The 16,590-nt window shown below is 75.5% G+C and carries 16 protein-coding genes; 9 read left to right on the forward strand and 7 right to left on the reverse strand.

Going from position 1 to position 16,590, the window contains the following annotated elements; all coding sequences use genetic code 11:
* Positions 1-24: 24 nt before the first annotated feature.
* Entirely contained in the window at positions 25-1,617 is a 1,593-nt protein-coding gene (locus tag ACN27B_RS20655; protein WP_099161614.1) for a phytoene desaturase family protein, read from the forward strand.
* 87 nt (positions 1,618-1,704) lie between these two features.
* On the opposite strand, the gene ACN27B_RS20660 is transcribed toward ACN27B_RS20655, so the two are convergent.
* Both ACN27B_RS20660 and ACN27B_RS20665 read right to left on the reverse strand, forming a co-directional pair.
* On the reverse strand, positions 1,705-2,472 hold the full coding sequence (locus ACN27B_RS20660; protein ID WP_099161613.1) for a polyprenol monophosphomannose synthase: 768 nt from the start codon (positions 2,470-2,472) through the stop codon (positions 1,705-1,707).
* Positions 2,473-2,562: 90 nt separating this feature from the next.
* Positions 2,563-3,009 carry an SRPBCC family protein gene (locus ACN27B_RS20665; protein ID WP_422741301.1) on the reverse strand — a complete coding sequence of 149 codons (447 nt, stop codon included), beginning with the start codon at positions 3,007-3,009 and terminating at the stop codon, positions 2,563-2,565.
* Between the two features lie 181 nt (positions 3,010-3,190).
* On the opposite strand from ACN27B_RS20665, the gene ACN27B_RS20670 reads away from it, so the two are divergent.
* Genes ACN27B_RS20670 through ACN27B_RS20705 form a run of 8 tightly spaced genes read left to right on the forward strand, consistent with a single transcriptional unit; the run spans position 3,191 to position 11,899 of the window.
* Positions 3,191-4,867 (forward strand): HAD-IIIA family hydrolase, encoded by a 1,677-nt coding sequence (locus ACN27B_RS20670; protein ID WP_422741302.1) that lies wholly within the window; start codon positions 3,191-3,193, stop codon positions 4,865-4,867.
* On the forward strand, positions 4,864-5,838 hold the full coding sequence (locus ACN27B_RS20675) for a glycosyltransferase (protein ID WP_422741303.1): 975 nt from the start codon (positions 4,864-4,866) through the stop codon (positions 5,836-5,838). The genes ACN27B_RS20670 and ACN27B_RS20675 overlap by 4 nt, the downstream gene beginning before the upstream one ends.
* Entirely contained in the window at positions 5,823-7,040 is a 1,218-nt protein-coding gene (locus ACN27B_RS20680) for a glycosyltransferase (protein WP_099161609.1), read from the forward strand. The genes ACN27B_RS20675 and ACN27B_RS20680 overlap by 16 nt, the downstream gene beginning before the upstream one ends.
* Entirely contained in the window at positions 7,040-7,714 is a 675-nt protein-coding gene (locus ACN27B_RS20685; protein WP_422741304.1) for a D-sedoheptulose-7-phosphate isomerase, read from the forward strand. Before ACN27B_RS20680 ends, ACN27B_RS20685 begins: the two co-directional genes overlap by 1 nt.
* A 26-nt stretch (positions 7,715-7,740) precedes the next feature.
* Positions 7,741-9,222 (forward strand): PfkB family carbohydrate kinase, encoded by a 1,482-nt coding sequence (locus ACN27B_RS20690; protein WP_371682294.1) that lies wholly within the window; start codon positions 7,741-7,743, stop codon positions 9,220-9,222.
* A gap of 46 nt (positions 9,223-9,268) precedes the next feature.
* The gene (locus tag ACN27B_RS20695; RefSeq protein WP_099161606.1) at positions 9,269-9,970 is read left to right on the forward strand and encodes an SDR family oxidoreductase; all 702 of its coding nucleotides are present in this window, start codon (positions 9,269-9,271) and stop codon (positions 9,968-9,970) included.
* Positions 9,967-10,926 carry a glycosyltransferase family 9 protein gene (locus tag ACN27B_RS20700; protein ID WP_422741305.1) on the forward strand — a complete coding sequence of 320 codons (960 nt, stop codon included), beginning with the start codon at positions 9,967-9,969 and terminating at the stop codon, positions 10,924-10,926. Before ACN27B_RS20695 ends, ACN27B_RS20700 begins: the two co-directional genes overlap by 4 nt.
* Positions 10,910-11,899, forward strand: coding sequence for a DNA topoisomerase IB (locus tag ACN27B_RS20705; RefSeq protein ID WP_422741306.1), 990 nt, complete (start codon positions 10,910-10,912; stop codon positions 11,897-11,899). The genes ACN27B_RS20700 and ACN27B_RS20705 overlap by 17 nt, the downstream gene beginning before the upstream one ends.
* Positions 11,900-12,013: 114 nt before the next feature.
* On the opposite strand, the gene ACN27B_RS20710 is transcribed toward ACN27B_RS20705, so the two are convergent.
* The 5 genes from ACN27B_RS20710 to ACN27B_RS20730 all read right to left on the reverse strand — a co-directional run bounded on the left by ACN27B_RS20710 (position 12,014) and on the right by ACN27B_RS20730 (position 16,565).
* Entirely contained in the window at positions 12,014-13,039 is a 1,026-nt protein-coding gene (locus tag ACN27B_RS20710; RefSeq protein WP_422741307.1) for a helix-turn-helix domain-containing protein, read from the reverse strand.
* 101 nt (positions 13,040-13,140) lie between these two features.
* Positions 13,141-13,644, reverse strand: a complete 504-nt coding sequence (locus tag ACN27B_RS20715; RefSeq protein ID WP_099164664.1) for a hypothetical protein — start codon at positions 13,642-13,644, stop codon at positions 13,141-13,143.
* 62 nt (positions 13,645-13,706) lie between these two features.
* Positions 13,707-15,338, reverse strand: coding sequence for a RecQ family ATP-dependent DNA helicase (locus ACN27B_RS20720; RefSeq protein ID WP_099161602.1), 1,632 nt, complete (start codon positions 15,336-15,338; stop codon positions 13,707-13,709).
* A gap of 49 nt (positions 15,339-15,387) precedes the next feature.
* The gene (locus ACN27B_RS20725) at positions 15,388-16,338 is read right to left on the reverse strand and encodes a TIGR03557 family F420-dependent LLM class oxidoreductase (protein WP_091578288.1); all 951 of its coding nucleotides are present in this window, start codon (positions 16,336-16,338) and stop codon (positions 15,388-15,390) included.
* A 68-nt stretch (positions 16,339-16,406) separates the two neighbouring features.
* On the reverse strand, positions 16,407-16,565 hold the full coding sequence (locus ACN27B_RS20730; protein ID WP_157779084.1) for a hypothetical protein: 159 nt from the start codon (positions 16,563-16,565) through the stop codon (positions 16,407-16,409).
* Positions 16,566-16,590: the final 25 nt, after the last annotated feature.

Raw genomic sequence — 16,590 nt, forward strand, 5'->3', positions numbered from 1 at the left:
TGACCGGCCGGGTAGGCGGATCGGATGATTTCGACCGCCGACGCCGTCGTCATCGGGGCCGGGCACAACGGTCTGGTGGCCGCGAATCTGTTGGCCGACGCGGGCTGGGACGTCCTCGTGCTGGAGGCCACCGAGGCGCCCGGCGGAGCGGTGCGCTCGGCGCAGGTGACCGCACCCGGCTACCTGAGCGACCTCTACAGCTCGTTCTATCCGCTCGGCTACGCCTCCCCGGTGCTGGGCGGGCTCGACCTGGAGCGCCACGGGCTGTCCTGGACCAACGCGCCGGACGTGCTGGCGCACCTGCTCCCGGACGGCCGGGCCGCGGTGGTCAACCGCGATCTCGACCGTACGGCCGCGTCGATGGAGACGTTCGCCCCGGGCGACGGGGAGCGCTGGCGGCACGCGTACGCGGACTGGTGCCAGGTGGCCGAGCCGATGCTGGACGCCATCACCAGCCCGTTCCCGCCGGTGCGCGGCGGGCTGGGCCTGCTGCGCCGGCTCCGGGTCGCCGGCGCGCTGCGGCTGGCCCGACGGCTCGTGCTCCCGGTGCGCAAGCTCGGCGCGGAGCTCTTCGACGGCGAGGGCGGGCCGGCGCTGCTGGCCGGTTGCGCCCTGCACACCGACCTGTCCCCGGAGGAGGCCGGCTCGGGGGTGTACGGCTGGTTGCTCGCCATGCTCGGCCAGCAGGTCGGCTGGCCGGTGCCGGTCGGCGGCGCGCAGCGGATCACCGACGCGTTGGTGGCCCGGCTCGTCGCCCGCGGCGGCCGGATCGAGTACGGCGCCCGGGTCGAGCGGGTGCTCACCGCGCGGGGGCGGGCGATGGGCGTGCGGACCGCCGGCGGGACCGACTGGCGCGCCCGACGTGCCGTGCTCGCCGACGTCCCCGCCCCGGCGCTCTACCTGGACCTGGTGGGCGCGGCGGCGCTGCCGCCCCGGCTGGTGGAGGACCTGGCGCACTTCCGGTGGGACGGCTCCACGCTCAAGGTCGACTGGGCGCTGTCGGCGCCGATGCCGTGGCAGAACCGCGAGCTGGCCGGCGCCGGCACCGTGCATCTCGGCGCGGACCTGGACGGGCTCACCACGTACGCCGCCGCGCTGGCCCGCGGTGAGGTGCCGGCGGACCCGTTCCTGCTGGTCGGCCAGATGACGGTGGCCGACCCGAGCCACTCACCGCCGGGCACCGAGTCGCTCTGGTCCTACACCCACCTGCCGTTCCGACGGAACTGGCGGGCCGAGGAGGTGGCGGCGCACGTGGAACGGATGGAGGAGGTGCTGGAGGCGGCCGCGCCGGGTTTCCGCGCGTCCGTCGTCGGGCGGCACGTGGCCGGTCCGGCCGACCTGGAGGAGGCCGAGCCGAGCCTGGTCGGCGGCGCGCTGGGCGGCGGCACCGCGGCGGCGTACCAGCAGCTCTTCCTGCGGCCGATCCCCGGCCTGGGCCGGGCGGACACCCCGGTGGACCGGCTCTACCTGGCCAGCGCCTCGGCGCACCCGGGCGGCGGCGTGCACGGCGCGCCGGGCGCGAACGCGGCCCGCGCGGCCCTGGCCCGCGACCGGGCCGTCACGGGCGGGGTGTACGCCCGGACGATCGCTGCGGCCCACCGCTCGGTCTACCGCTGACCCGCAGGCGCCGGTCCACCCGAGATAGGAAGATGCACGCCGCGTCACGGTGACGCAGCGTGCATCTGTCGGCGAGCGAGGGGCCGGTCAGGAGTCGAGGTTGCGGTGCCGGCTGCGCAGCTTGAACGGCATCAACGCGCTCTCGATCTTGGTGGCGGTGGTCATCTTCGAGTCGCCCTCGCGGCGCTCCTCGAAGCGGATCGGCACCTCCAGGATGGTGTGGCCGAGCTTCGTGGCGAGGTAGTGCATCTCCACCTGGAAGCTGTAGCCGTTGGACTGCACCCGGTCCAGCCCGATGGCGCGCAGCGCGTCCGCCCGCCAGATCTTGAAGCCGGCGGTCAGGTCCCGGATCCGCACCCGCAGCAGCGTGTGCACGTAGAGGTTCGCCCAGCCGCTGAGCGCGCGGCGGTAGAGCGGCCAGTTCTCGTCCAGCTCGCCGCCGGGCACGTAGCGGGAGCCGATGACCACGGCCGCCTGGGTGGAGAGCAGCGCGCCGAGCATGCCGGGCAGCGCCTCCGGCGGGTGCGACAGGTCGGCGTCCATCTGGGCGACGAACTCCGCGCCGTCGTCGATCGCGCGGCTGATCCCGTCCACGTACGCCCGGCCGAGGCCCTCCTTGCCCGGACGGTGCACCACCAGGACCCGGTCGGGGTGCTCGATGGCCAGCTTGTCGGCCACCTCACCGGTGCCGTCGGGGGAGTTGTCGTCCGCGACGAGCACCTTCAGCCCCGGCAGCGGCAGCGCGAGGAGGCGCTCGACCAGCACCGGGAGGTTGCCCGCCTCGTTGTAGGTCGGAACGACGACGGTCAGGCGCGCGTCCGCCCACGGGGAGGGCAACTGCACGGGTTCGATCATCACGGACTTCCTCGGTCGGCCGACAGGTTCACCAGAGAGGGTAGCCAGTCCACCTGACCGGCTCCGCGCAGACGCCCCGCGACCGCCCGATCACCGGTCCGGCCGCTGTCGCGTGGCGATGTCCGACAACCGGGCCAGCGTCTCCTTGTTCCGCTGGTGCAGCACCAGATCGTTCAGCTTGGTGCGGACCCAGCGGAGCGGACCGGCGGCGAAGTCCTCGCCGATCGTCACCCGGGTCCGCCCGTCGTCCACCGGCTCCAGGACGAACGCCACGATCGCCTCACCCGCCGGCCAGAGCCCGGCCCGCAGCACGAGCCGGTGCGGCGCGCGGCACTCCAGCACGGTGGACGCGTCCTGCAGCGAGAACGGCCAGGGGCCGGCCCGGTGGTGCAACCGGCTGCCGACCCGCGGCCAGTCGTCGTCCACGTCCCGCACGTGCACGGTGCCGACCACCCAGTCGCTGTACGTCCACCCGTCGGCGAGCACCTCGAAGACCTGCTCCGGGGGAGCGTCGATCACTTTCTCCACAACTGCCACCACTGTCCGGTACCCCCGCCGGAGCCGCCGCTAACGGCGGACGGGTTAGCTTCTCCGGGGCGGCGGGTATCGCCGCACCGGGCCGGGGCGTGGCAGGCGTGGAACGGCCCGTGCGGCGCCGGCGGGGTGGGCTCCGCCGAAGGTGACGTTTACTCCTCGGGGGCTCGGGAACCCGCCGCCCGTGCAACCGGACCGCGAGCGGGATCAGTGCAGGTCAGCCGGGGTTGGCCCGGGTTCTGGCCGGCCCCCGTCCGGCCTGTACGACGCGGTGCTGCTGGATCGGGACGGCACGCTGGTGGAGGACGTGCCGTACAACGGGGATCCGGAGAAGGTGCGGCCGGTGCCGGGGGCGCGGGAGGCGTTGGACCGGTTGCGGGCGGCCGGGTTGCGGTTGGCCGTGGTGACCAACCAGTCGGGGTTGGCGCGGGGGTACTTCACCGCCGAGGACATGCGTCGGGTCCACGCCCGGGTCGAGGAGCTGCTCGGTCCGTTCGACCACTGGGCGATCTGCCCGCACGCGGAGGCCGACCGCTGCGCCTGCCGTAAGCCCGCGCCCGGCCTGGTGCATGACGCCGCCCGGGCGCTCGGCACCGTGCCGACCCGGTGCGTGCTGATCGGGGACATCGGCGCCGACATGTCCGCCGCCGCCGCGGCCGGCGCCGCCGGCGTCCTGGTGCCCACGCCGGCCACCAGGGCGGCCGAGGTGGCCGCGGCGCCGACGGTCGCCGCCGACCTGCCGGACGCGGTGGACACCGTGCTGGCCCGGATGCGACTGGTGGCCGCCCCGGCGCCCGCGCGTCGGGCGGCCCGGGGGACCGTGCTGGTGGTCCGCAGCGACGCGGCCGGGGACGTGCTGGTCACCGGCCCCGGGATCCGCGCGGTCGCCGCCGGCGCGGACCGGGTGGTGCTCCTGTGCGGCCCCCGTGGCCGCGCCGCCGCCGACCTGCTGCCCGGCGTCGACGAGATCATCGAATGGCCGCTGCCCTGGATCGACGCCCCCGCCCCACCCGTCGACCCCGACGCCATCCAGGCCCTCACCGCCCGGCTCGCCGCCGTCGGCGCTGACGACGCCGTCATCTTCACCAGCTTCCACCAGTCACCCCTGCCCCTGGCCCTGCTGCTGCGCCTCGCCGGCATCCCCCACATCAGCGCCATCAGCGACGACTACCCCGGCGCCCTGCTCGACGTCCGCCACCGCGTCCCCGCCGGCGTACCCGAACCCGAACGCGCCCTCTCCCTCGCCGCCGCCGCCGGCTACCCGCTGCCCCCCGACGACCAACCCGGACTCCGGCTGCGCACCGACCGGCTGCCGCCGGCGCCGGCCGCCGCCGGGCCGCCCGGCTACGTGGTGCTGCACCCGGGGTCCTCGGTGGAGACCCGCGCCTGCCCGGTGGAGCTGGCCACCCGGGTGGTCCGGGTGCTCGGCGCGGCCGGGCACCGGGTGCTGGTCACCGGCGGTCCCGACGAGCGGGAGCTGACCGCCCGGGTCGCCGCGGCCGGCGGGGTCGACCTGGGTGGGCGTACCGGACTCGCCGAGCTGGCCGGCGTGGTCGCCCGGGCCGGCGCGCTGGTGGTCGGCAACACCGGCCCGGCGCACCTGGCCGCGGCGCTGGGCGTGCCGGTGGTCAGCCTCTTCGCGCCGACCGTCCCGTTCGGGCAGTGGGGGCCCTACCGGGTGCCCACGGTCCGCCTCGGCGACGCCGCCGCGCCCTGCCGCGACACCCGGGCCACCGCCTGCCCGGTCCCCGGCCATCCCTGCCTGTCGGCGGTCGAGCCGGGCCGGGTGTTGGAGGCGCTGCGACTGCTCGGCGTGCCCGCCGCCGTGCCGGCGCCCGTCCCCGGCGGGGTGGTCGGATGAACATCCTGCTGTGGCACGTGCACGGCTCGTGGACCACGTCGTTCGTCCACGGCAAGCACCGCTACCTGGTGCCGGTCACCCCCGACCGCGGCCCCTACGGACTCGGCCGCGCCCGCACCTACCCCTGGCCCGACAACGCCGTCGAAATCACCCCCGAGGACCTCGCCCACACCGACGTCGACCTGGTCATCCTGCAACGCCCCGAAGAACTCGACCTGGCCACCGAATGGCTGCGCCGCCGCCCCGGACGCGACCTGCCCGCGATCTACGTCGAACACAACACCCCCAAGGGCGACGTGCCCAACACCCGCCACCCCATGGCCGACCGCGACGACCTCCTGCTCACCCACGTCACCCACTTCAACGAACTCTTCTACGACAACGGCGCCACCCGCACCGCCGTCGTCGAACACGGCGTCGTCACCCCCACCGTCGAATGGACCGGCGAACTCGACCGCCTCGCCGTGGTCATCAACGAGCCGGTACGCCGCTGGCGGGTCACCGGCACCGACCTGCTCGCCCGGTTCGCCGCGCTGGCGCCGCTGGACGTCTACGGCATGAAGGTGGCCGGGCTCGCCGCCCACCTCGGGCTGCCCGAGGACCGCCTGACCAGCCACGACGACGTGCCCCAGCACGCCATGCACGCCGAACTGGCCCGACGCCGCGCCTACCTGCACCTGTGCCGGTGGACCTCACTCGGGCTCAGCCTGATCGAGGCGATGACCATGGGCATGCCGGTGGTGGCCCTGGCCACCACCGAGGCGGTGGAGGCGGTGCCACCCGCCGCCGGCGCGCTCTCCACCCGGGTCGACGTGCTGGTCGACGCCGCCCGGGGCCTGCTGGACGACCCGGCGGCCGCCCGCCGGGCGGGCGCCGCGGCCCGGGCCGCCGCCCGTGACCGCTACGGCCTGGAGCGATTCCTCGCCGACTGGGACCGGCTGCTGGAGGAGGAAGTATGCGCATCGCGATGATCTCGGAACACGCCAGCCCACTCGCCGTCCTCGGCGGGGAGGACGCCGGCGGCCAGAACACGCATGTCGCCGAGCTCTCCGCCGCGCTCGCGGCCGCCGGTCACGACGTCCGGGTCTACACCCGGCTCGACGCGGTGGACCTGCCGGTGACCGTCCGTGCCCCGGACGGGTACGAGGTGGTCCACGTGCCCGCCGGCCCGGCCGAGCCGGTGGCCAAGGACGACCTGCTGCCGTACATGCCGGCGTTCTCCGACTGGCTGGCCGAGCGGTGGCGCACCGGCGACTGGCAGCCCGAGGTCGTGCACGCGCACTTCTGGATGAGCGGACTGGCCGGGCTCGCCGCCGCCCGGCGCACCGGCGTGCCGGTGGTGCAGACCTACCACGCGCTGGGCACCGTCAAGCGCCGCCACCAGGGCGCCCAGGACACCAGCCCGCCGGGCCGGATCGACCACGAACGGGACCTGGGCCGCGCGGTGGACCGGGTGGTCGCCCAGTGCCAGGACGAGGTCGCCGAGCTGGTCCGGATGGGCGTGCCCCGCTCCCGGATGACCGTCGTGCCGTCGGGGGTGAACCTGTCCACCTTCGGTCCGCTCGGCCCGGTCGCCGAGCGGGACGGCGGCCGGGCCCGCATCCTCACCGTCGGCCGACTGGTCGAGCGCAAGGGCTTCCAGGACGTCATCCAGGCCGTCGCGTCGGTTCCCGACGCCGAGTGCGTGGTGGTCGGCGGACCTCCGGCCGGCCTGCTGGAGACCGACCCGTACGCGTTGCGCCTGCGGGCGCTGGCCGATTCGCTCGGCCTCGCCGACCGGGTCCGCCTCGTCGGCGCGGTGCCCCGCGAGGAGATGGGGCGCTGGTACCGCTCGGCGGACGTGCTGGTCGCCGCCCCCTGGTACGAGCCGTTCGGGCTCACCCCGCTGGAGGCGATGGCGTGCGGCGTGCCGGTGGTCGGTACCGCGGTCGGCGGGCTGATCGACACGGTGGTGCCGGGACGTACCGGCGACCTGGTGCCCGCCCGTGACCCGGCGGCGCTCGGCGCGGCGATCCGCGGCCTGCTCGGCGACCGGATCCGCCGCTTCGCCTACGCCACCGCGGCGCTGGAGCGCGCCCGGGCCCGCTACTCCTGGGCCACCGCCGCCGACCGGCTGGGCGAGCTGTACGGCGAGGTGGCCACCGTGCGCCGGCCGACCCGGGTGGTCGCCTGATGGCGGCCGCGCCGGCCGCCGGCGGGACGGTGCTGGAGGACCACCTGACCCGGCTGGCCGCCGCGCTGCTGCCGCTGCGGGACGCGGAGCACCTGCTGGCCCGCTGGGGTCAGGAGGTGGCGCACCGGCTCGCCGCCGGCGGCCGGTTGCTGGTGGCCGGCAACGGCGGCAGCGCCGCCGAAGCCCAACACCTCACCGCCGAACTCGTCGGCAAACTCCGCCACGACCGCCAACCCCTGTCCGCCATCGCCCTGCACGCCGAAACCAGCGCCCTCACCGCCATCGGCAACGACTACGGATACGACGAGATCTTCGCCCGCCAGGTCCGCGCCCACGGCCGACCCGACGACCTCCTTCTCCTCCTGTCCACCAGTGGCACCAGCCCCAACCTCCTCACCGCCGCCCACGCCGCCCACGACAGCGGACTGCGCTGCTGGGCCTTCACCGGCCCCGCCCCCAACCCCCTCGCCGACCTCTGCCACGAACGGCTCGCCATCGACTCGCCGGACGGGCAGGTGGTGCAGGAGCTGCACCTGGTGGCCGTGCATGTGCTCTGCGAGTACGTCGACCGGGCGCTGCCCGCGGCGCTCGCCGCCCGCGCCCCGGCCGGACCGGTGCGCGCCGGCGTCGAGGTGGTGCTCGACGACCCGGATCCGGAGGTGCAGGCCCGATGAGGAGGTCGAGCATGGCGGGACCCGTGGTGGTGCTCGGTGACACGCTGCTGGACCGGGACGTCGAGGGGCTGGTGAACCGGCTCTGCCCGGACTCCCCGGTGCCGGTACTGGACGAGACCACGTCCGTGGACCGTCCCGGCGGCGCCGGCCTGGCCGCGGTCTTCGCGGCCGCGCAGGGCGCCGAGGTCGCGCTGGTCACCGCCGTCGCCGACGACGCCGGCGGGGCGCGGCTGGGCACCCTGCTCGCCGCCGCCGGGGTGCGGCTGTACGCGCTCCCGCTGGCCGGCGCGACGCCGGAGAAGATCCGGCTGCGGGCCCGGGGGCGGGTGCTCCTGCGGCACGACCGGGGCGGGGCGACCGGCGTGCCGGGGGAGCCGAGCGAGGCCGTCCTGCGGCTGCTCGCCGCCGCGTCCGCGGTGCTGGTCAGCGACTACGGCCGGGGGGTCGCCGGGCTACCGGCGTTGCGTGCCGCGCTCGCCGCCACCCGGGCGCCGGTGGTCTGGGACCCGCACCCGCGCGGCCCGGCGGCGGTGCCGGGCGTGCACCTGGCCACCCCGAACGAGCCGGAGGCCCGCGACCTGGCCAAGGTTCCGCCGGGCGGCTCCCGCCTCTCCACCGCGTCCCGCAGCGCGCAGGCGTTGCGCCGGCGCTGGCAGGCGGGCGCGGTCGCGGTGACGTTGGGCGGGGACGGCGCGCTGCTCTGCCACGCCGGCTCCACCCCGCTGGTGGTGCCGGCGCCGGCCGCCGAGGGGGACACCTGCGGCGCCGGGGACCGGTTCGCGGCCACCGCCACGCTGGCGCTGGCCCGGGGCGCGCTGGTGTCCGAGGCGGTGCAGGAGGCGGTCGCCGAGGCGTCCGCGTACGTGGCCGACGGGGGAGTGGCGACGGCGCTGCCGGCGCCGGTCCGGACCGCCGCCCCGGCGGTGGTCACCGTGGGCGGGGAGCGGATCGGCGCCCGCGCGGCCGGCGAGGTGGTGTCCCGGGTACGCGCGGCCGGCGGCACCGTGGTGGCCACCGGCGGCTGCTTCGACCTGCTGCACGCCGGGCACGTGGCGACCCTCCAGGCGGCCCGGCAGCTCGGCGACTGCCTGGTGGTCTGCCTGAACTCCGACGCCAGCGTGGCCCGGCTCAAGGGGCCGGAGCGCCCGGTCGTGCCGCAGGGCGACCGGGGTCGGCTGCTGGCCGCGCTGGGCTGCGTGGACGCGGTGCTGATCTTCGACGAGTCGACGCCGCAGGCGGCGCTGTCCTGGCTGCGCCCGGACATCTGGGTCAAGGGCGGCGACTACGCCAGCGGCGGCGGCACCGAGACGCTGCCCGAGGCGGAGGTCCTCGCCCGCTGGGGCGGGCACACGGTGGTCGTGCCGTACCTGGACGGGCGCTCCACCACCGACATGATCGCGGCGGCCCGTGCGGGCCGCGGGCACGGCGGCTGGCCGGCCGCGACGGTGACCCCGGCGGAGGCCGTCGGCGAGACGACCGTCCGGTCCACGGCGAAGGGAGCACGATGAGCGAGCGAGGCATCCGGTCCGGCACCACCGGACGGCGGGCGGCGGCATGAGCGCCGGCCTGCCCGGAGCCGGTCCCACCGTCCTGGTCACCGGCGGGTCCAGCGGGCTCGGCGCGGCCGTCGTCGCCGCCGTGGCCCGCTCCGGCGGCCGACCGCTCGTACTGGACCGGCAGCGTCCCGCCGACGGGGTGCCGTGGGCCGAGTGCGACCTGGCCGACACCCGCGCCGCCGAGGCCGCCACGCGGGACCTCGCGGAACGCTCCGGGGGACTGGACGCCGTGGTCACCGCGGCCGGCATGGACGTGCCCGGGAAGCTGATCGACGTGCCGGCCGAGACCTGGGAGCGGATCGTCACGGTGGACCTGCTCGCCACGGCGGCGGTGATCCGGGCGGCGCTGCCCTACCTGGAGGCGTCCCGGGGGACCATCGTCACCGTCGCCTCCACGCTCGGCGTCAAGGCGGTCAGCGACGCCACCGCCTACTGCGCGGCGAAGTTCGGGGTGGTCGGCTTCACCCGCGCCCTCGCCGCCGAGCTGGCCGGCGCGGTCGGGGTGACCCTGCTGATCCCCGGCGGCATGCGCACCGCCTTCTTCGACGAGCGGGACACCCAGTACCGTCCCGGCCCGGACGCCGTGCTCAACGAACCCGCCGACACCGCCGCCGCGGTCATGTTCGCGCTCTCCCAACCGGCCGGCTGCGCGGTCCGGGAGATGGTGGTCTGCGCCGAGCAGGAGTCCTCGTACCCGTGATCCTGGTGCTGCGGGCGCTCGGCGTCGGCGACCTGGCCACCGCCGTCCCGGCGCTGCGCGGCCTGCGCGCCGGGCTGCCCGGACGGGAGCTGGTGCTCGCCGCGCCGGCCTGGCTGGCGCCGCTGGCCGCGCTGACCGGGGCGGTCGACCGGGTGCTGCCCACCGACGGGCCGGACCGGGTCGACTGGACCGGACCGCCGCCGGAGGTGGCGGTGAACCTGCACGGCCGAGGGCCCGAGTCGCACCGGGCGCTGGCCGCCATCCGGCCGGACCGGCTGCTCGCCTACCGCAACCCGGCCGGCGGCCACCCGACCGGTCCGGCCTGGGACGACGACGAGCACGAGGTACGCCGCTGGTGCCGGCTGCTGCACGCGTACGCGCTGCCGGCCGACCCGGGTGACCTGGCGCTGCGCCGCCCGGCCGGGCCGCGCGTACCGGCCGGGGTGACGGTGCTGCACCCGGGCAGCAAGGTCCCGGCGAAGCGGTGGCCGGCGGACCGCTTCGCCGGGCTGGCCCGGACGCTGACCGCGCGCGGGCACCGGGTGGTGCTCACCGGGTCGGCGGACGAGCGGGCGCTGGCCGCCCGGGTGGCCCGCGACGCGGGGCTGCCGCCGGAGGCGGTGCTGGCCGGCCGCACCGGCCTGGCCGAACTGGCCGCGCTGGTGGCCGACGCGCGGCTGGTGGTCAGCGGCGACACCGGCGTGGCCCACCTCGCCACCGGTTACGACACCGCGTCGGTGGTGCTGTTCGGTCCGGTGCCGGCGGCGCGCTGGGGTCCGCCGGCCGACCGGCCCCGGCACCGGGTGCTCGGCGGCACGCGGGCTGCCGGACCCGACCCGGATTCAGCGGGTTTCGCCGGGGTAGGAACCCACCCGACATTGGGTGCCATCGGGATCGACGAGGTGGTGGCGGCGGTGGCCGAGGTGGAACGGGTCTCCGGTGCGGTTGCGGCGTAGCGACCCGGGCCGGCCGGGCTACGGGCGCCGGCGGCGCGGCAAGGGTTGGCTCTTCCTGGACGCGAAGGGCGAGCCGGTGCGCGACGAGGCGGAGCTGGCGCGCCTGCGCGAACTGGTCGTCCCGCCCGCCTGGCGGGACGTGTGGATCTCGCCGTTCCCGAACGGGCACATCCAGGCCACCGGCATCGACGCGGCCGGCCGCAAGCAGTACCTCTACCACCCGCACTGGCGTCGCAAGCGGGACGAGGCGAAGTTCGACCACGTGCTGGAGGTGGCCCACCGGCTGCCCGCGCTGCGCGACCGGGTCGCGCACGACCTGGCGCTGCGCGGGCTGCGGCGGGAGCGGGTGCTGGCCACCGTGGCCCGGCTGCTCGACATGGGGGCGTTCCGGGTGGGCAGCGACCAGTACGCCACCGGCGACGACCCGACGTTCGGCGTGGCCACGCTGCGCCCCGAGCACGCCCGCTCGCGCGGCGGGTGCGTGGTCTTCGAGTTCCCGGCGAAGGGCGGCATCGAGCAGGTCCGCCGGATCGAGGACGCGGAGCTGTGCCAGGTGCTGCTCAACCTGCGCCGGCGGCGGCACGCCCAGGAGCGGCTCTTCGGCTACTGGGACGGGCGGTCCTGGCGGGACGTGCGCAGCGACGAGGTCAACGACTACCTGCGCGACGCCAGCGGCGGGGAGATGACCGCGAAGGACTTCCGCACCTGGCACGCCACCGTCCTGGCCGCCGCCGAACTGGCCACGGTGGGCCCGCAGCGGTCCGTCACCGGCCGCCGGCGGGCGGTCGCCGCGGTCATGCGGTCGGTCGCCGAGCTGCTCGGCAACACCCCGACGGTGGCCCGGACGTCCTACGTGGACCCACGCGTGGTCGACCTCTACCACGACGGGGTGCTGGCGCCGGTGCAGCCGGAGATGCCGCGGGAGGCGGTGGAGAAGTCCGTCCTGGCGTTGCTGGAGGAGGAGGCGGACTGAACGGTGGCGGGCGACCACCGGGGGCGGTCGCCCGCGGCGGGACCCACCGCGGGCGCCGCGCCACGGCCCCCCGTTACCAGTGGGCTGACGCCGGTTGCCGGCGTCGGCCCGTCCTCAGTCTGCCCGGGCCGGGTTGACTTCGGACGCCGTGGTGTTGACGATCCGTGCCCGTTCCAGGTGGCGGGCCCGGTACGCCTGCGGTGTCTCGGCCTGCGCGGCCCGGAAGGCGCGGCTGAAGTGGGCCTTGTCCCGGAACCCCCACCGACCGGCGATGACCTGGATCGGCCGGTCGCCCAGGCCCGGGTCGGCGAGGTCGCGGCGGCACCGGGCCAGCCGTTCGTCCCGGACGAACGCCGCGACCGTGGTCTCCTCGGCCTCGAAGAGCCGGTGCAGGGAGCGCACCGAGAGGTGGTGCGCCTCGGCGATGCGCCGGGGGTCCAGCGTGGCGTCGCCGAGGTGCTGCCGCACGTACGCGCGCACCTGGTTGAGCAGGGCGCGGCGTCGGATCTCGGTGGGCACGGCGTCCTCGGAGACGAGGTTCCGGCCCAGCAGCGTGGCGACCAGGTCGAGGGCGACGCCGCCCAGACGCTCGGCGTCGGCGGCGTGGTACTGCTCGGGGTGGCCGGTGATGCGGATGAGGTAGTCGGCCAGCAGCGCGCCGATCCCCTCGGCGCCGGACATCCGACCGGCGAACAGGGGCGCGAGCCGGCGGTGCGGCAGCGGCAGCGCGTCGTACGGGATGAGCGCGACGATCGACGCGGCCCGCTCGTCCTGGTCGGCGTGGTGGATCAGCTCCTGCGGTCGGGCGCAGTCGTAGAACGTGAAGTCGCCCCGTGGGCAGATGCCGCGCTGCCCGTCCTGGTTGGCGACGCCGGTGCCGCGCAGCGTCAACGCGAGCAGGTAGCAGTCCCCTTCGGAGCGCTGGATCAGCTTGCGGGTCCGCACGCCGTGCAGCGGGGGGTAACGGTGCCGGATGAGCTGCATCGGGCCCAGTTCGAGGAACTCCGCCCGCGCCGTGAAGTCGTCCGCGTGCGCGGTGCGGACCCGCATCAGCGTCGGCGTCCGGGCGAGCATCTCCAGCCACAACCCGAACCGGTCGGCGGCCGGCACCTGCTCGGTGTCGAAGACCTGCCGTGTCAACGCCGTGTCCATGAGCGACCCCCGGGGTTCGTCGTATCTCATGAAGCACGACGCCCCGCGGGCCGGGCAAGGCGGCAACCGCGGGGCGTGACCTCCGTCACTCAGTCGTTGAGCACGTGCGACAGCCGGTCCCGGAACCGGCGCTCGGAGTCGCTCACCACGTCGCCGCCGATCCCCAGGATCCCGCCGGTGGAGGCGGCGCCCACCACCTGCTCGGCGATCTCCACCAGCCAGTGCCGGTAGGCGCCGGCCTGCCCCTCGTCCACCCGGCCGGCGAGCAGGGCGGACGCCTGGCCGGCCCGGGCGAGCACGTCCTCGATCATGGTCTTCGGGTCGTCCGGCGTGATGACCGGCAGCTCCGCGCCGGTCTCCGGGTCGCCCACCCGCGAGACGACCTCGCCGGCCACGGCGGCCACCAGCGGGCTCGCCGACTCGCGCCCCGCGGCGATGGTCTCCAACCCGGCGGCGTTCTCCGCCATGGTGCGCCGGGTGCCGTCGGACTCCGCCGCGGCGGCCGCGGTGAGCACCGCCTGCGGCAGACCGACCAGCAGCCCCCACTCCTCGTCGGAGACACCGAACCGGGTGTACGCCGGCTGCTCGATCACGATCAGGCCCCTTTCGCCGTGGTCGTCGTTGTCGACGGGCACCACGCGGTGCCCGGGTCAGGCTAGTCCAGCTCCAGCAGGCCCTGTTCGGACACCACGCGCACGGACAGCGTCTTGTAGCCCACCTCGTCGAAGAGCACCGTCATCCGGTCCTCCTCGTAGTTGAGCACCAGTCCGGACCCCCACTCCGGGTGGCGCACCTGGCTGTGCACCGGGAACGGGCCGACCGCGCCGTCGTTGGCCACGCTGGTGCCGGCGTGGCAGTTGTCGCAGTGGGCGCAGACCTCGGTCATCTGCTCGCCGAAGTAGGCCAGCAGCACCTGCCCCCGGCAGCCGGTGGTCTCGGCGAAGGCGCGCATCATGTCCGTCCGCGACCGGGTCACGGTCTGCTGCCGCTCGGCCTCGGCCAGCGCGGCCCGACCGGACTCGGCGGCGTCCGGGGCGTACCGGGGGGCGCCGACGCGCTGCTTGGCGCGCGGTTCGGCGGCGCCGATCTGCTCCAGCAGGGACAGGTACTGGCCGAGCTTGCGCGGGCCGAGCCCGGTCAGCTCGCGCAGCTCCTTGCGGGTGCGGGGCTTGCTCCGCAGCACCGCGGCCAACTCGCACAGTTCCTTCTCGTCCGGCAGCCCGCCGCTGAAGTAGCGCTGCAGTCCGACGTCCTCGGACCGCCAGAGCAGCAGGACCCGCGACGGCGAGCCGTCCCGGCCGGCCCGGCCGATCTCCTGGAAGTAGCTGTCCGGCGAGTCGGGCAGCGCCATGTGCACCACCCAGGCGATGTTCGGCTTGTCGATGCCCATGCCGAACGCCGAGGTCGCCACCATGATCGGCACCCGGTCGGCGAGGAACGCCTCGTGCAGCTCGTGACGCGCGGCGGTGGGCATGCCGCCGTGGTAGAACTCGGCCGGGAAACCGGCGTCGGTCAGCCGCCCGGCCAGCTCCTCGGCCGCCCGCCGGGTCGGCACGTAGATGATCCCGGGCCGCTCGTCGTCGCGCAGCAGCGCGACCAGCCGCCGCCACCGGTAGTCGTCGGTGGGGCAGTAGGCCACCTCGAGGAACAGGTTGGGCCGGTCCAGCCCGGAGACCACCACCTCGGGCTCGCGCAGCCGCAGCCGGGCGATGATGTCGTCGCGGACCGGCGGGGAGGCGGTGGCGGTCAGCGCCACCACCGGCGGCCGGCCCAGGCCGTCGATCAGGTGGCCGAGCGCCAGGTAGTCCGGCCGGAAGTCGTGGCCCCAGGCCGAGATGCAGTGTGCCTCGTCGATCGCGACCAGGGCCGGCCCGAGCGAGCGGACCTCGGCGAGCCGGTCCGGGTTGCTCAGCGCCTCGGGCGTGATGAAGAGGAACTCGGCCCGCCCGGCCCGGATCTCCTCGATCGCCTGCGCCTGCTGGGTCGCGCTCTCGTCCGAGCTGATCCGCACCGCGCGCAGTTCCGGGCGTTGCCGCTCGTTGAGCGCGGCGATCTGGTCCTGCTGGAGCGCGAGCAGCGGCGAGATGACCACTGTCGGGCCGGGGATCAGGCTGGCCGGGATCTGGTAGATCGCCGACTTGCCGGCGCCGGTGGGCAGCACCACCAGGGCGTCACGGCGCTTCATCACGGCGCGCATGGCGGCCAGCTGGTTGGGCCGCAGCGCGGTCCAGCCGAACAGGTTCCTCGCCGCGCGGCGCAGGCTGGTGGAGTGCGTGGTCAGTTTCATCAAGCGCCTCAGCTACCCCCGACGTCCGGACCCGAAACCGGCGCCGGGATCAGCGCAGCCGGGGCAGGACCTCGCGCTGGTAGAGGTCGAACAACCCCTGCCAGTGCGGACCGGTGTTGGCCACGTAGACCTCGTCGTACCCGGCCTTGGCGTAGCGGTCGATCATCTCCAGGTGGGCGTCGGCGTCCCGCCCGCAGACGAACGCCTCACGCACCTGCTCCGGCCGGACCAGCTGCGCGGCCTGCTCGAAGTGGCGCGGCGAGGGGAGCACCTGGGACAGCTCGCCGGGCACGCCCGCGTTCGGCCAGCGCTCGTACGCGATCCGCGCGCCCTCGTCGACGGTGTCGGCGTACGCGGCCTTGAAGCCGGCCTGGCACGGCTTGTCGCCGCCGCCGGCCTCGCGGAACCGGCGGACCATGTCGGCGTCGGGCATGGTGCTGACGTAGCCGTCGCCGATCCGGGCGGCCAGCTCGATCGACTTCGGACCGAAGCCGGACACGTAGATCGACGGGGGCGTCTCGGGCCGGGTGTAGATCCGGGCGTGCTCGACCGTGTAGTGCCGGCCGTGGTGGTTGACGAAGTCGCCGCGCCACAGCTCGCGGATCACCTCGACCGCCTCCTCCAGCATCGCCAGCCGGACGTCGGCCTGCGGCCAGGCGTCGCCGAAGATGTGCTCGTTGAGCGCCTCCCCGGTGCCCACGCCGAGCACGAACCGCCCCTCGTGCAGCACCGCGCTGGTGGCCGCCGCCTGGGCGATCACCGCGGGGTGGATCCGCACGGTGGGGCAGGTGACCGCGGTGGTCACGGGCAGCCGGCAGACCTGGCTGAGCGCGCCGATGGTGGACCAGACGAACGGGCTCTGCCCCTGCGCGTCGACCCACGGGTGGTAGTGGTCGGAGATCCACAGTGCCTCGAAGCCGGCCTGCTCGGCGCCGCGCGCCTGGGCCAGCAGCTCCGCCGGTGTGTACTCCTCGCTGGACAGGAAATAGCCGATCTTCATGGTGCCCCCTCCGCCGGGTCCGGACACCGCAAGCCGTACCCCCGGGCGGGGCGTTAAACCCGGTGGGGTCAGCGGCGGAACATGGCCCGGATCGCGATCAGCAGGAACAGGGCGCCGACCACCAGGCCGAGCAGGCGTACGCCGGGGATGTCCGCGGCGCTGGTGGCGTCGGCGAGCGGCAGGGCGGGCATGGACGCACTCTCCCACGGGTGTCCGTCGATCGCCACCGCCTAACAGTAAGGATTGTTGACT

It is taken from the genome of Micromonospora sp. WMMD754, assembly GCF_049315235.1.
Taxonomy (GTDB): domain Bacteria; phylum Actinomycetota; class Actinomycetes; order Mycobacteriales; family Micromonosporaceae; genus Micromonospora; species Micromonospora sediminicola.